We start from the raw sequence: 14,391 nt of genomic DNA, 5'->3' as shown, positions 1-14,391 counted from the left end.
CAGAATTAAAGTTCCATAAACTTTTTGAAATGAATTTAACAAGGTTTATTTACAGAACACATTTAAATGAAACAATGCTATTCTTTTTGTAGAAATATACAGAAAGGATGGCGTTTTTGATGAATCCTATCATTTCAAATGAACTGAATCTTTTCGCGCAAGAGCTACAATACTTTTTATCTCCAGTAGTACTACAAGATATCGCCAAACAAGTTGGCTTTGTACAGCGTTCTAGTAAGTATCAAGCAAACGAACTCATTGCCCTTTGCGTATGGCTCAGTCAAGAAATTGCTAGCACATCACTTACACAATTGTGCAGTCAGTTAGAAGCTTCCACTGGGGTACTTATGAGCTCAGAAGGACTGAATCAACGCTTTAATCCAGCAGCTGTCGCATTTCTTCGAGAAGTCTTTACTTCTCTTCTCACACAAAAACTCTGCTCAAATCACTCACTTTCTGCACATATAATCTCTACCTTCAATCGTATCCGTATTCTAGATGCAACAGTGTTTCAATTACCTGATCAATTCGCCACTGACTATCAAGGTTTAGGTGGGAGTAGTAATAAGGCAGGCGTGAAAATTCAATTGGAATATGATTTACTTAGTGGTCAATTCCTTAACGTGCAGCTTGGACCAGGAAAGAATAATGATAAAACATATGGTACCATCTGTCTTGAAACCGTAGAAGCAGGGGATTTGTGTTTACGTGATCTTGGTTACTTCGATTTAGGAGATTTACAAACCATTCATGATAAAGGGGCTTACTATATCTCACGGCTGAAGTTGAATACACGTATTTATATCAAGAACCCTGAACCAGAATTCTTCAACAATGGCACGTTAAAAAAGCAAACAGAATACATTCAGCTTGATATGACACAAATGATGTCTGGTCTAACCCCTGGTGAAACGATGGAAATCTCCGAGGCATACATTGGTCAGAATCAGAAACTTCCAGCACGTGTCATTATCCATCGTTTAACCGATGATCAAACGCAAACACGTCTGAAAAATCAAGCGATACGTGAAAAGAAGAAAGGCATTGTCATGAAGGATAAAAGTAAACGTTTAATGGGCATGAATGTATATATCACGAATACGTCGCTAGAAGAAGTAGAGACAAACTACGTGCATTCATTATATTCACTTCGGTGGCAAATTGAAATTTTGTTTAAAACGTGGAAGTCATTCTTTGAAATCGATGAATGCAAAAGTATAAAAAGAGAACGCCTAGAGTGCCATTTATATGGGCAACTCATCAGCATTCTCCTTTGTTCTTCTACAATGTTTCAAATGCGGCAGTTTCTGCTTGAAAAGAAAAAGCAGGAGCTGAGTGAATACAAAGCAATTTATATGATTAAAGATTACTTTCCGTTACTGTTTCAAGCGATAGCTTTTGGTACAGAAGAACTTTTAAAAATTCTGCATCGCCTTTATCAACTACTCAAAAAGAACGGTCGTAAATGTCATAGGCATAAGAAGATGACCGTCTTTGATATTCTAGGGATTGTGTATAAAACGACATTGAAGCATAGACAAGCTGCCTAGCGAAAAAATCGCGTTTTAATAGGCTTCTTTAGCATGCCTACTTTTTTATTACTTGCTAGTTTTGAAACAAGGATCGCTTCATATCTAGTAAGTTACTTAGTTAGCTTGATGGGCATGCGGTCATACCCTCTATTTAAAAATATTTCTTCACCTTTTCGTTTCACATCTTCTTTATTATTAAACTCAAACACAGATAATTGCTCTGTCACAAAATGTTCTCCTACCTTTTTCATTTCATTATGAGTTAAAGTTTCTATACTTTTGTTTTTTAATTCCTTACTTAATTCGTACTGATTAATCGATTTATAGTTAGCAAAAATCTCCTCTTTATATGACCAAAACAATCCAAAAGCGATACATAAAGAAGTAATTAATATTCTTTTCTTCATAACAATCCCGCTCCCTCTTCATAATGATAGTTATATTTTAATATATAGAAAGAAAATTCTGATATCATAAACTAGGATAACTTAACTTAGAAACGAGGAACAATTATGCACTCTTACAAACAATATATAAAAGAAGCTTTGCCTAATCTTTCTATACATTCCTATAGACAAAATGAAGAAGGGTGGGATAATGTAGCGGTTATCGTAAATGATGAGCTACTGTTTCGTTTCCCTCGAAAACAGGAATATGCAATGCGAATTCCGTTAGAAAAAGAACTATGCACACTTCTCTCTTGTTCACTACATGAAATTGAGGTTCCAAAGTATCACCTATTATATAAAAATGATGCTGATACTACTCCGCTTTGTAGTTACTATACCCTCATTCATGGTGAACCGTTAAAAACAAAAATAGTTACTACACTAGAAAAACAAGAACGGAAAGCACTTATTGCACAATTAGCTACCTTCCTTGCGACTCTACATAGTATTCCTTTAAAATATGTGAAAACGTTAGGATTCCTTGTTGAAAAAACACTTACCTACTGGAAAGAGCTACAAACTAAGTTAAATCAGTATGTTACTAATAGTCTTACTTCGTTACAGAAATCATCTTTAAATCGGTTATTCGAAAATTTCTTTACTTTTATCGATACAACCACTTTTCAAAATACAATTATTCACGCTGATTTTACACATCATCACATTTTATTTAATAAGCAGAACAAAAATATTTCAGGGATTATCGATTTTGGTGATGCTCAAATTGGCGATCCTGCTTTTGATTTTGCTGGGCTATATTATGATTTCGGACGTGAATTTACTACATCTGTATATGAACAATACAGTACGCTTATTTCACACGATGACCCACTACTCATTCACCGCATCACGAGTTTTTATCAATACAGTCCTTTACTACATAATATTATTTATAGCTTTGAAACAAAGAATGAACTTGCATTCCTAGCGGGTACAGAACAACTGAAAGTAATACTACAGGGATGAGATTACATTCTCTCCCTATACTCTCTCTCCTCATACATCATTAACTTTTTATCCATTTCAACAATGACTTGATACAGTTGAAATGCTTGTAAAATTTGCAGTTGAATTCCAAAAGGAGCGTTCTGTTCTTTTAACCATTGAAATACTTTCGTTTCATCTTTCATTGATTATTCCTCCCTTTATTAAAATCTGCTACAAATATACGGTAAATGATGAAAAGCTTTTCATGTCAATAACAAAAAAGGATGCAAATTTGCATCCTTTAATGTACGATATTTTTCTTCTGCTTCGCTTCTTTCTTTACTTCTTCCCCTTGGCATTCCCTACGAAACGCACAACTCAGACACTCAGAACGAAAATGACGCTCTGTATAATGCTCAGGTTGTTGCAACATTGCTTTCATTCTAGATAAATCAGCCATTCCAGTTATAATATCTTCCTGTTTCGGAACGTACTCGTACTTAGTTCCTTCTATTAAATTAATAACTTCAATTTTTCCGGGAAGAATGCCGAAAGCTTTATAACTGAATACTGTTATTAACTTTTGACAAAGAACAAGCATTTCCTCATCCGCATCGACAACATACTTTTTAATTACAAACGACTCAGTACTCCACTCACCAACTTCTAATGTCAATGACATGTGGACACCTAACTCTTCCATATATGTTTGAAATTTTTCATATAAAAATAACGGTGGTGTTTGACTATCATCTCTTTCAACAAACTGTAATACATGATCCGTTAACTTCGCTAACACAATATAATACTCCGTCTTTGAAGTAAACATATCTATCCTTACTTTTTTCCAATACTTTTCTATTAATATTAAAAGTACGATTTTCGTTTGTTGGCCCGCAGGTAGTGTGTAATATTCGTTAATAATTCGATTCACAATCATTTGTGCGATTTGTTGCCATTCAAACGAAGAAGGTTCTCTTCTTTTTATATGACGGAAATAAAATTTATGCGGACAACGCATAAAATCATACAAATGATAATCTGTCATCGTTTTGATTGCGATTTTCTCATGCACTTGCTCTTCATCTCCCTTCTGCCATTAAGAAAGGTGTTTTACAAATTCAGCTCCAAACTGTAAACATTTTTCTACATCTTCATCTTCTGGCGTTAATTCTACTTTTAGTCCTTCTAACACAACTGCCGCTCCGCGCTCTTGTAGCTTTTCTATTAAAATATCAACCGCCACGCCGTATTTCGGATAAGCTGAATCACATGATCCGAATACTGCTGCTTTTTTCCCAGTTAAATCAATAGAATCCATTGCGTCATAAAAATCTAAGAAATCATCAGGAAGGTCACCATCTCCCCAAGTGTAAGCACCTAAAATAATTCCATCATACTGTTCTAGTATAGAAGCTTCTGGTGAATCCATAATATCGATAACTTCAATTTCATTTTCTGTTTCACGAATGGCACCTGCAATATGATCAGCCATTTCCTCTGTATTTCCACTCATACTTGCAAAAATCATTACTAACTTACTCAACTGTATCTCTCCTTTTACCTTGTATCTCTTTTTCTGTTGGAAGTGTACCCTTCTCATCTACATATTCAGAACGAATTACATTTCTTTGCCATTCCATATGCTGATCAACATCTTTATTTTTATCTTTTAATCCCCTCCGCAGAAGGTGAAATTTTTTTCTCATTAACATGTCGCACCCATCCTATTGATAATAATTATCAATTTCAACTACCCTTAGATTAATTGACAGTGATTATCAATGTCAATAAATATTTTTAAAAAAATGATGAAAATGTACAAGCTTGTCCGTTAGCTATTCATATACTATAAATGAGCATAGTTCTTTCTCAGCCCTCTCTGACGGAAAGAAATAAAAGCAACTGCGATAGAGCGCAGTTGCCTTTTTTTATACTTTTTATGATTTTAGTAGTCTTATCGCTGTCTCTAGAAATAATTCCACTCCATAAATTAAAGCTGATTCATCCACATCAAATTTTGGATGATGATGCGGATAACAAGTACCTATCTTTTCATTACCGGTTCCTAACTTAATGAAGCAACCCGGTGCCTTTCTTAAATATGCTGAAAAATCTTCTCCTCCCATAGAAGGTTCAAGCTTCACGACACTTTCATTTCCAAACAAATGTAGTGCACTTTCTTCTACTACTTTCGTAATATATTCATCATTAATAACAGGATCATATCCATATCGATACGTATATGTATACTCCCCTCCATGTGCCTTTATAATGCCTTTTACGATTTTCTCAATTTTCTCTTCTGCTTCCACCCTTAACGCTTGATTAAATGAACGAACAGTTCCCATTAAAGTTGCTGCACTAGGAATAATATTATCAGCCATTCCCCCATGAAACTGCGTAACTGAAACAACTCTTTGCATGAAAGCACTTGTATTTCTTGATACGATATGTTGTAAATTTGTAATAATCTGTGCTCCGATAGCAATAGGATCTATCGTTTCTTCTGGCCTCGCCGCATGCCCTCCTTTCCCTTGAATTTCAACTGTAAATACGTCTGGTGCTGCCATCATCGGTCCATACGCAATCCCTATCTTCCCGCTCTCAAGTCCAGACATAACATGTAAACCTATTACATAATCCACACCATCCATCACACCTGCCTCAACCATTTCTTGTCCGCCGCCAGGATACACCTCTTCTGCGTGCTGAAAGAAGAGACGAATCTCACCTGCAAAATCTTCCTTTATATGTGATAGCACTTCTGCTGTACTTAACAAAATAGCTGCGTGAGCATCATGCCCACATGCATGCATCATTCCTTTATTCACAGACGTATAAGATTTCCTTGTCTCCTCTTGAATTGGTAAAGCATCTATATCAGCTCGAATCGCAATCACTTTCCCTTGTTCCGTTCCTCTTTTAATTGCTAGTACACTATACTTCGTCGGTCTCGTTACTTCAAAAGAAGAAAATGAACATAATGTATCATATATAAATTGCGAAGTTTCTTTTTCATGAAATGATAATTCCGGATACTTATGGAAATGCCTTCTCCATTTCACGATATTTTCTTCCGAAATAAGACTCTTCCACACTCTATTCATGATAATTTCCTCCTTTTAAAAAGATTTAGAAACTTAAAGTTTGTTCACTCTCTACCGATTAATAAGTAACAAATCTTATATTTTCACGTATTCTTTTAGTCCACTTTTATGTATTCACACAATCCACTTTCTTTTTACATGTCAAACCCGTTACAAATTGATGCTGAATGTAATATAATTGCTAAGTTAGGGATTTTCTTTTTTAGTATTTAGTGCTAATATCAGAAAAGAGCCTTTTGACTTATTTTTACCTAAAATGTGGAATTTTGTGTTTTTCACAATAATGTAGGACATGATACCTACAAAGAGCTATTATTTCATTAAGAGAGGGAAAGACATGGAAAGATTAAAAGAGATATGGTCTCGACCACTCACACAATGGGTTGCAAAGACGGTTTATTACCTTGCAATTTTATTTGCATTACTTTGGTTGTATGGATTCCATGATACAAACACAAGTACATTTATTTACAATGAATTCTAGGGTGGGAACGTTATGAAGTTATTAGAACAAATTGAAAAGTGGGCTATTGAAACGCCTGATCAAACTGCTTTTGTTTGGCGAGATGCGAAAATTACGTACAAACAATTAAAGGAAGATTCTGATGCGTTAGCACATTGGATTTCTTCTGAGTATCCAGATGATCGTTCACCAATTATGGTGTATGGCCATATGCAACCTGAAATGATTATTAACTTTTTAGGATGTGTAAAAGCTGGACATGCTTATATTCCTGTAGATTTATCTATCCCAGCTGATCGTGTACAACGTATCGCTGAAAATTCTGGTGCGAAACTACTTTTATCAGGAACAGAAGTAACTGTAACTGATTTACCAGTTCGCATTGTAAGTGAAGACAACTTAAAAGATATTTTCTTTACTCATAAAGGGAAAACTCCAAATCCTGAACATGCGGTAAAAGGTGATGAGAACTTCTACATTATTTACACATCAGGAAGCACAGGTAATCCGAAAGGGGTTCAGATTACTTATAACTGCCTTGTAAGCTTTACAAAATGGGCTGTAGAAGATTTCAACTTACAAACAGGGCAAGTATTCTTAAACCAAGCACCTTTCTCATTCGATTTATCTGTCATGGATATTTACCCATCATTAGTAACAGGTGGTACACTTTGGGCAATCGATAAAGATATGATTGCACGTCCAAAAGACTTGTTTGCTTCTTTAGAGCAATCGGATATACAAGTATGGACTTCAACACCATCTTTCGCAGAAATGTGTTTAATGGAAGCATCTTTCTCTGAGAGTATGCTTCCAAACATGAAAACATTCTTATTCTGCGGTGAAGTGTTACCAAACGAAGTGGCTAGAAAATTAATTGAGCGTTTCCCGAAAGCGACAATTATGAATACGTACGGTCCAACAGAAGCTACTGTCGCTGTAACAGGTATTCACGTTACAGAAGAAGTGCTTGATCAATACAAATCACTTCCAGTTGGCTACTGTAAATCAGACTGCCGCCTTCTTATTATGAAAGAAGATGGCACGATCGCACCTGATGGTGAAAAAGGTGAAATCGTAATTGTCGGTCCAAGCGTAAGTGTTGGATATTTAGGAAGCCCTGAATTAACAGAAAAAGCATTTACTATGATTGACGGTGAGCGCGCCTATAAAACGGGCGATGCTGGCTATGTTGAAAATGGTCTTCTATTCTATAATGGTCGTCTTGATTTCCAAATTAAGCTGCATGGTTATCGAATGGAATTAGAAGAAATTGAGCATCACCTTCGTGCGTGTTCTTACGTAGAAGGAGCAGTTATCGTTCCAATTAAAAAAGGTGAGAAATACGATTATTTATTAGCGGTTGTTGTTCCTGGAGAACATTCATTTGAAAAAGAATTCAAATTAACATCTGCAATCAAAAAAGAACTCAATGAGCGATTACCAAACTACATGATTCCACGTAAATTCATGTATCAATCTTCTATTCCAATGACACCAAATGGAAAGGTAGATCGCAAAAAATTATTGAGTGAGGTTACAGCATGACCGCATATGGATCATTTTATTTTTTCGCTATAGTGGGCATTTTATTAATACCTACTATCATAGCTGGATTAAAAGGTAAAATGTTGCGTAAATATAATGCCGTTTTAACATTAGTCATGCTTGCTATTATCTTCTCGGATAAACCGAAGCAAGCAATTATGTTAGCCGCATTTATTATTTGGCAATATGCCTTGATTAAAGGCTATTTATTATTAAGAAAACAAAAGAATAGTACACTCACTTTTTGTGTAGCTGTTATTTTATCGATTTTACCACTTATTTTAGCAAAAATCGCACCGTTTGCACCTGATCTAAAGTTTATTGTATTTCTAGGAATGTCCTATGTAACATTTAGAGCAGTACAAATGGTATTTGAAGTTCGCGATGGCTTAATTAAAGAACTTTCCTTCTTTAATTTTTGGGAATTCGTTTTATTCTTCCCAGCAATTTCAACGGGACCTATCGATCGTTACCGCAGATTCCAAAAAGATATTCAAAAGCCACCTAGCGCTGAGGAGTATCAAAACTTACTATATACAGGATTAAACCGTATTTTCCAAGGTTTCTTGTATAAATTTATTATCGCTTACTTAATAAAACAATATTTTATGGATCCGGCATTTGCTCAGCAAGATACAATCCTATCCAATATGATTTACATGTATAGCTATAGCTTATATTTATTCTTCGACTTTGCTGGTTATAGCTCATTTGTAATTGGTGTGAGTTATATGATGGGTATTAAAACGCCAGAAAACTTTAATAAACCGTTCATTAGTCGTAATATTAAAGACTTCTGGAACCGCTGGCACATGAGTTTATCATTCTGGTTCCGTGATTTTATTTACATGCGTTTCGTCTTTTTTGCAACGAAGAAAAAGTTAATTAAAAACCGTTACACAATTTCTTATATCGGTGCATTTTTGAACTTTTTCATCATGGGAATTTGGCATATTACTGGTGAGCATGTGTATCAATACATTATTTATGGTCTTTATCATGCCGCACTGTTTATTTTATTCGATATTTTTGAACGAAAAAACAAGAAGCATAAGTTTTGGCCAAACAATAAATTTACACACATCCTTGCGATTGTAATTACGTTCCACGTTGTATGTTTCGGTTTCCTAATTTTCTCTGGACACCTTAACAGATACTTTTAATGCACCCTTCTTATACTAATAAGAAGTTGCACATATAATATATTTCGGATATAAAGGAGATTTTAAAAATGGCAGAATTCAAAGAGCAAGTATTAGATATTTTAGAAGAAGTATGTGAAAACGATATTGTGAAAGAAAACTTAGATGTTCAATTATTTGAAGAAGGTATTCTTGATTCTTTCGCTGTAGTATCTTTATTAGTTGAATTCCAAGAGCGTTTAGATATTGAAGTTTCTATTTCTGATTTTGACCGTGACGAGTGGGCTACACCAAACATGGTTATTAAGAAGTTGGAAGAAATCCGATGAACAAAGCAAAATTTGGTCCGATGCTTTTAGCATTGGCCCTTTTTGCTGTATTCTTACTTATTCCAACGCGCTTCCTACTTCCACTTTTAAGTGATGAAAAAGTAGAACAAGCTGCCACTTCTTTAAAAGAAGAAAAGATTCAAAGTATGATTTTACAGCAAAAGATGTTAGCAGACCCGAAATACCTTCCGATGTACGGTTCATCGGAATTTGCACGTATGGATGCTTTCCATCCATCAAATTATTTCAAAGTAAAGCCTGAAGGGTTCACACCATTCCTTCTTGGACGCGGAGGAACACAAGACCTTGTACATGTGTTAAACTTTGCATCTACAATGGATCAATTGAAGGATAAGAAAATGGTATTCGTTCTTTCTCCTCAATGGTTTGTACCACAAGGTATTGATGAAACACACTTTGCACCTAACTTTTCGAAACAACAAGGCTATCACTTGCTTTTCAATAATGACTTAAAGCCTGAAATGAAAAAGCAAATTGCAAAACGTTTATTAAACTTTGAGATTGTTAAGAAAGAAACTTTACTAAAAATTTCGCTTGAAGGTATCGTTTATGATGATACAAAGCATAAAGTAAAAGCACTTGCTGCTAAACCTTTCGCTTATATTTATCGTAACATTTTAGATCGTAAAGATTTATTTACAGCAATGTTTGATATTAAACCGCATAAAGAAAAACTTGACCCTTCATTAAAACAAATGAATTGGGAAGAAGCTCGTAAACATGCAGATCAAACTGGTGCAGTAGAATCAGGTTCTAACGAATACGGTATCGAAGATGATTACTTCAACAGCAAGATTAAGAAGAAGTTAAAGCAACGTGAAGGCTACTTAAAAAATGATGCTTATGATCAATCGCCAGAATATGAAGATTTACAAATTGTACTTGATTTATTAAAACAATCTGGTGCAAAACCACTCTTCATTTCTGTTCCTGTAAAAGGTCCTTGGTACGATTACGCTGGCTTCCCGAAAGAACGTCGCGAATTATACTACAAGAAAGTTCATGAGCAAATTGAGAAAGCTGGCTATCCAATTGCCGACTTCTCAAATCATGAGTATGATAAATACTTCTTAAAAGATCATATGCACTTAGGTTGGAAAGGCTGGGTTTATATCGATGAAGCCATCCAACAATTTTATAAAGCAAACTAATGAAAAGACCGCTTGAATTATTCAAGTGGTCTTTTTCTATATATATTTTGCAATTGTTCGATTACGTTATCTGCTTCTTTCATCACTCGCTCCACTACATGCTGAGCTGATTCTATTCGTGCTAATGATGACGCTTGCCCTGCCCAAAGCGACATGTATTCTCCTTTATTATGCTTTGCTGCTTCTTGCCGTATTTTAGAAGTTAATACATTTTGCACTGGATACATCGGAAGCCCTTCTTCTTTCCCTTCATGTCTCTCTATAAATTCATTACGAATCCCCCGTGCATATTTCCCGGAAAACGCACGGGTCACAGTTGTACTCGTATCTGTACTATGTAAAACTGCTTCTTTATACACATCATGCGTAATACTTTCTTCACTCGTTAAAAAGGCTGATCCCATTTGAACAGCTTCTGCCCCCAGTGTAAATGCCGCAACAAGCCCTTGTCCGTTCATTACACCACCAGCTGCAACAATTGGTATATGCGGGACTGCTGCTACTAACTGTGGAATTAATGCGAACGTCCCAATCATAGCATCCTGTTCTTTCCCGATAAACGTTCCTCTATGTCCTCCTGCCTCGCTACCTTGACCGACAATAATGTCTACTCCTAATTCAGCAAGTACTTTTGCCTCTGCCACATGAGTAGCTGTTCCGATGACTTTTATTCCTCTTCTTTTTAAGTCATCTATTTCTTCTTTTTCTAACGTTTGAAATGCAAAGCTAACGACTGGCACGTTTTCTTCTACTAACACTTGTAATTGTTCTTTATAGCTTTTCGGAAGCTTTATCGTCTCTTCTTCCTCTATACCGAATTCTTTATTTACTCCGCTAAGTAATCCCTTTGCCAAGGTTACCTTCTCTTCTTCTATCTGTATCTCTTTCGTTAACAGTAAATTAACACCGAAAGGCTTATCCGTTCGTTCTCTTATTTTATAAATTGCGTCACGAATTTGTTCAGGGCTCATATAGCCTGCTCCAAGCGTTCCTAGTCCTCCGCTATTACTTACAGCTGCAACCAGCTCAGGCGTCGTAATTGCACCTGCCATACCTGCTTGAATGATTGGATACTTAATTTGTAATGTATCTATAACTCGACTTGTAAACATCCTTTCTCCTCCTATTCTCCTTATATCTTCTTTATTTGACAAACTTTCCCCTTCTTTTACAAGGGTTGAACTTCCTATGAAGCGAATATATTGAAAGTGAAGGAGGCTGAAAACAATGATATATCCAAATGCGTTACAACAAGGTGATACAGTAATGGTTATTGCACCGTCCGGTCCACCAGCAATTGAAAATGTATTAAAAGGTGTAAACGTATTACAAGAAATGGGCTTATCTGTAGTAATCGGGAAGAGTGTTTATGAGAAATATGGATATTTAGCTGGAAGTGATCAAGTTCGCCTTGATGATATACATGAAGCATTTTCAAATCATGAAGTAAAGGCCATTTTCTGTGCACGAGGTGGTTACGGAAGTGCTCGTCTCCTCCCTCACATTCAATATGAAATCATTCGGCAAAATCCAAAAATCTTTTGGGGATATAGCGATATTACAGCTTTACATACTGCTTTTTCACGTTATGCAAAGCTCGTTACTTTTCACGGTCCAATGGTGGAAGAGTTAGGAAAAGGTGTAGATTCTCTCTCTTTATCTTCTTTCAATCAACTATTCCATCCGTATTCCACCATCTTATCTGCTTCAGAATGTATCGTACCTACTTCTTCCTGTACAGTTACAGGCACATTAGCGGGAGGCAATTTAGCTGTGTTAACGAGTATAATTGGCTCACCTTATGAGATAAATACGGCGAATAAACTTTTGTTACTTGAAGACATTGGGGAAGAACCGTATCGCATTGATCGTATGTTAAATCAGCTACTTTTATCTGGAAAATTTAATGAATGTAGTGGTGTTATTTTTACAAGTTGTCACGACTGCACCCCTTCTAAACCGTCTCAATCATTACAAACAATACTATATGAATATTTCGCACCCTATCATATACCTGTTCTATTCGGTTTATCGATTGGACATATAAGCCCAAATATCGGGATTCCTCTTGGAGCTACAGCGACCATAAGTACAAATAATAAAACACTCTCTATTTCTTCTGGCGTAGCCACTCCGTTCTCAAATTAAAAAGGAAAAGCGATTCCGCTTTTCCTTTTTATTTATAATAATTAAAAATTCGTCCAGATGCGATATCTGCAATTTCTTCTGGAATAAATGTTTTACTTATCTCAGTTCCAACATTTAATACTGCTGTAGCATCTTTCTCAATGCTACCAAATAACTCTTTCCCACGTATCGTAATAAGGGGCGTTCCTTCTGGCAACACGTCTTTTACAAATTCCATTTGTGTAAAGAACGGAACGATCCATCTACCCTCTCCTTGGAAATGACGCAAGCGAAGTATTCCTTCTGTTGCCCCGTCCTCTGCTTCTATTGAACCAGCAACATAAAACTCAGTAGATAAGAGCAATTCATAAAATTCCTTTTGCTTCTGTTTATCGTCCCCTGCTATAACAAGTACTTCTTCTATTCTCTTTACCGGAATTTGCTCCATATGATGCCACCCCTATTTCAAAATGATTGTACTTAGATTATACGAAATATTCTTATTTTTTTCTACATAATTCGCAATTATTTTCTTAAAATAATTTTAACACTTCTTTTGTCGTCACAATCGCAGCAAACTCTTCATGTAAATTTACAAGTGTCATATTGTGAATATCCTCTGCATTATACTCTTTACCATCTAGACCTTTACGGTTAAAAGTCGCCGTTGCATCACTCACTAAATACGTTGTAAACCCTAAATTCCCTGCCATTCGTGTGGTAGTCTCCACACAATGATTTGTCGTTAATCCTACAACCACTACTGCATTGCATTTGTTCTCTCTTAATTGCTCTTCTAAATTTGTCCCAATGAACGCGCTGTTAACAGATTTCTGAATAATCACTTCACCTGGTAGTGGCTGCACTTCTTCTTTAAAGTTTACCGTTTCCGCTCCCTCATAAAACATCGACTGAGCATTTTCTTTATTTACATGTTGAATATGAAAAACTGGTCGTTTCCATTCTCTCCACTCTTCTAATAACATTCTCATGTTTTCTTCAGCCAATAGATTATTTCTCTGGCCCCAATGTGGTAACTGAAACGCTTTTTGTACATCAATTATAATAAGTGCTATTTGATTCATCATCATTTTCTCCTTCATTCGGCTGTAATTGAAACAGAAAACCAAGTTGTTGCGATGCAGTAATAAAACAAATATAAGCGCAAAGCTCTACAATTTCTTTTTCCGTCCAGTATTGTTTCAATACATGAAACATATTATCATCTATCGCCTTTTTGTCATGAACAAATGTATGTGCAAAAGTAACGGCTACACTCATTTCTTCTACCTTTTGCATATCATCAGGCCTTCCCTTTGCCATACAGTACGGACATTCATTCCCATACGCTAACGTTCTTCTTACTTGCTCCTTCAACTCTGCCGAAAGAGTTCCTTTACTATACAATGTATTCTCTACCATACTCCATGAATGTAATAGATCCGGATTATGCCCTAATAACTTTTGAAACTTTGTATCTCCTACATTTGATAATGAAATTCTCTCCATCATTTTCCCTCCTATTTCCTTCTGTTTTATTGTAAAATAAATAAAGTTCACTTCACATTTCATATGAATCTTAATTTATATTT

Annotated in this window: 17 protein-coding genes and 1 pseudogene; 8 read left to right on the top strand and 10 right to left on the bottom strand. The window is 35.7% G+C overall.

All coding sequences use genetic code 11. From position 1 onward, the window contains the following. The first annotated feature begins 119 nt into the window (after positions 1-119). Positions 120-1,550, top strand: a complete 1,431-nt coding sequence (locus tag ACHZK0_RS07035) for an IS4 family transposase (protein WP_395761698.1) — start codon at positions 120-122, stop codon at positions 1,548-1,550. Positions 1,551-1,663: 113 nt separating this feature from the next. Here ACHZK0_RS07035 and ACHZK0_RS07030 read toward each other — a convergent pair. Next, positions 1,664-1,939: pseudogene (locus ACHZK0_RS07030) on the bottom strand (biotin transporter BioY); the annotation flags it as partial. A gap of 105 nt (positions 1,940-2,044) precedes the next feature. Between ACHZK0_RS07030 and ACHZK0_RS07025 the strand changes: the two are divergent. Next, positions 2,045-2,947: an aminoglycoside phosphotransferase family protein gene (locus ACHZK0_RS07025; RefSeq protein WP_262741078.1), complete on the top strand. Its 903-nt coding sequence runs from the start codon at positions 2,045-2,047 to the stop codon at positions 2,945-2,947. A gap of 2 nt (positions 2,948-2,949) precedes the next feature. Here the strand turns inward: ACHZK0_RS07025 and ACHZK0_RS07020 are convergent, their stop codons facing one another. The 5 genes from ACHZK0_RS07020 to amaA form a co-directional block, all read right to left on the bottom strand. Beyond that, entirely contained in the window at positions 2,950-3,111 is a 162-nt protein-coding gene (locus tag ACHZK0_RS07020; protein ID WP_016088745.1) for a hypothetical protein, read from the bottom strand. Between the two features lie 98 nt (positions 3,112-3,209). Then, entirely contained in the window at positions 3,210-3,983 is a 774-nt protein-coding gene (locus ACHZK0_RS07015) for a hypothetical protein (RefSeq protein WP_395761367.1), read from the bottom strand. 24 nt (positions 3,984-4,007) lie between these two features. After that, positions 4,008-4,454: a flavodoxin gene (locus tag ACHZK0_RS07010; protein ID WP_000041146.1), complete on the bottom strand. Its 447-nt coding sequence runs from the start codon at positions 4,452-4,454 to the stop codon at positions 4,008-4,010. Beyond that, positions 4,447-4,623, bottom strand: coding sequence for a hypothetical protein (locus ACHZK0_RS07005; RefSeq protein WP_262741075.1), 177 nt, complete (start codon positions 4,621-4,623; stop codon positions 4,447-4,449). Before ACHZK0_RS07005 ends, ACHZK0_RS07010 begins: the two co-directional genes overlap by 8 nt. Before the next feature lie 225 nt (positions 4,624-4,848). Then, positions 4,849-6,018 (bottom strand): N-acyl-aliphatic-L-amino acid amidohydrolase, encoded by a 1,170-nt coding sequence (gene amaA / locus ACHZK0_RS07000; protein ID WP_262741074.1) that lies wholly within the window; start codon positions 6,016-6,018, stop codon positions 4,849-4,851. 337 nt (positions 6,019-6,355) lie between these two features. On the opposite strand from amaA, the gene ACHZK0_RS06995 reads away from it, so the two are divergent. The 5 genes from ACHZK0_RS06995 to dltD all read left to right on the top strand — a co-directional run bounded on the left by ACHZK0_RS06995 (position 6,356) and on the right by dltD (position 10,672). After that, the gene (locus ACHZK0_RS06995) at positions 6,356-6,502 is read left to right on the top strand and encodes a teichoic acid D-Ala incorporation-associated protein DltX (protein ID WP_000440293.1); all 147 of its coding nucleotides are present in this window, start codon (positions 6,356-6,358) and stop codon (positions 6,500-6,502) included. Between the two features lie 12 nt (positions 6,503-6,514). After that, positions 6,515-8,029: a D-alanine--poly(phosphoribitol) ligase subunit DltA gene (gene dltA / locus ACHZK0_RS06990; RefSeq protein WP_000770523.1), complete on the top strand. Its 1,515-nt coding sequence runs from the start codon at positions 6,515-6,517 to the stop codon at positions 8,027-8,029. After that, the gene (gene dltB, locus ACHZK0_RS06985; protein ID WP_262741072.1) at positions 8,026-9,192 is read left to right on the top strand and encodes a D-alanyl-lipoteichoic acid biosynthesis protein DltB; all 1,167 of its coding nucleotides are present in this window, start codon (positions 8,026-8,028) and stop codon (positions 9,190-9,192) included. Before dltA ends, dltB begins: the two co-directional genes overlap by 4 nt. A 68-nt stretch (positions 9,193-9,260) precedes the next feature. After that, the gene (gene dltC / locus ACHZK0_RS06980) at positions 9,261-9,500 is read left to right on the top strand and encodes a D-alanine--poly(phosphoribitol) ligase subunit DltC (RefSeq protein WP_000807310.1); all 240 of its coding nucleotides are present in this window, start codon (positions 9,261-9,263) and stop codon (positions 9,498-9,500) included. Further along, positions 9,497-10,672 (top strand): D-alanyl-lipoteichoic acid biosynthesis protein DltD, encoded by a 1,176-nt coding sequence (dltD, locus tag ACHZK0_RS06975; RefSeq protein ID WP_262741071.1) that lies wholly within the window; start codon positions 9,497-9,499, stop codon positions 10,670-10,672. Before dltC ends, dltD begins: the two co-directional genes overlap by 4 nt. A 17-nt stretch (positions 10,673-10,689) precedes the next feature. Here dltD and ACHZK0_RS06970 read toward each other — a convergent pair whose 3' ends face one another. Then, on the bottom strand, positions 10,690-11,784 hold the full coding sequence (locus ACHZK0_RS06970; RefSeq protein ID WP_395761366.1) for an NAD(P)H-dependent flavin oxidoreductase: 1,095 nt from the start codon (positions 11,782-11,784) through the stop codon (positions 10,690-10,692). 115 nt (positions 11,785-11,899) lie between these two features. On the opposite strand from ACHZK0_RS06970, the gene ACHZK0_RS06965 reads away from it, so the two are divergent. Then, positions 11,900-12,820, top strand: a complete 921-nt coding sequence (locus ACHZK0_RS06965) for a S66 peptidase family protein (protein ID WP_395761365.1) — start codon at positions 11,900-11,902, stop codon at positions 12,818-12,820. 28 nt (positions 12,821-12,848) lie between these two features. Here ACHZK0_RS06965 and ACHZK0_RS06960 read toward each other — a convergent pair whose 3' ends face one another. The 3 genes from ACHZK0_RS06960 to ACHZK0_RS06950 form a co-directional block, all read right to left on the bottom strand. Beyond that, positions 12,849-13,247, bottom strand: coding sequence for an SseB family protein (locus tag ACHZK0_RS06960; RefSeq protein WP_262741068.1), 399 nt, complete (start codon positions 13,245-13,247; stop codon positions 12,849-12,851). Between the two features lie 85 nt (positions 13,248-13,332). Then, positions 13,333-13,887, bottom strand: coding sequence for a cysteine hydrolase family protein (locus ACHZK0_RS06955; RefSeq protein ID WP_262741067.1), 555 nt, complete (start codon positions 13,885-13,887; stop codon positions 13,333-13,335). Then, positions 13,856-14,371, bottom strand: coding sequence for a carboxymuconolactone decarboxylase family protein (locus tag ACHZK0_RS06950; protein ID WP_262741066.1), 516 nt, complete (start codon positions 14,369-14,371; stop codon positions 13,856-13,858). The genes ACHZK0_RS06955 and ACHZK0_RS06950 overlap by 32 nt, the downstream gene beginning before the upstream one ends. Positions 14,372-14,391: the final 20 nt, after the last annotated feature.

It is taken from the genome of Bacillus sp. 3G2 (assembly GCF_044324725.1).
Classification (GTDB): Bacteria; Bacillota; Bacilli; order Bacillales; family Bacillaceae_G; genus Bacillus_A; species Bacillus_A mobilis.
This window is presented reverse-complemented; position numbering and strand designations above follow the sequence as displayed.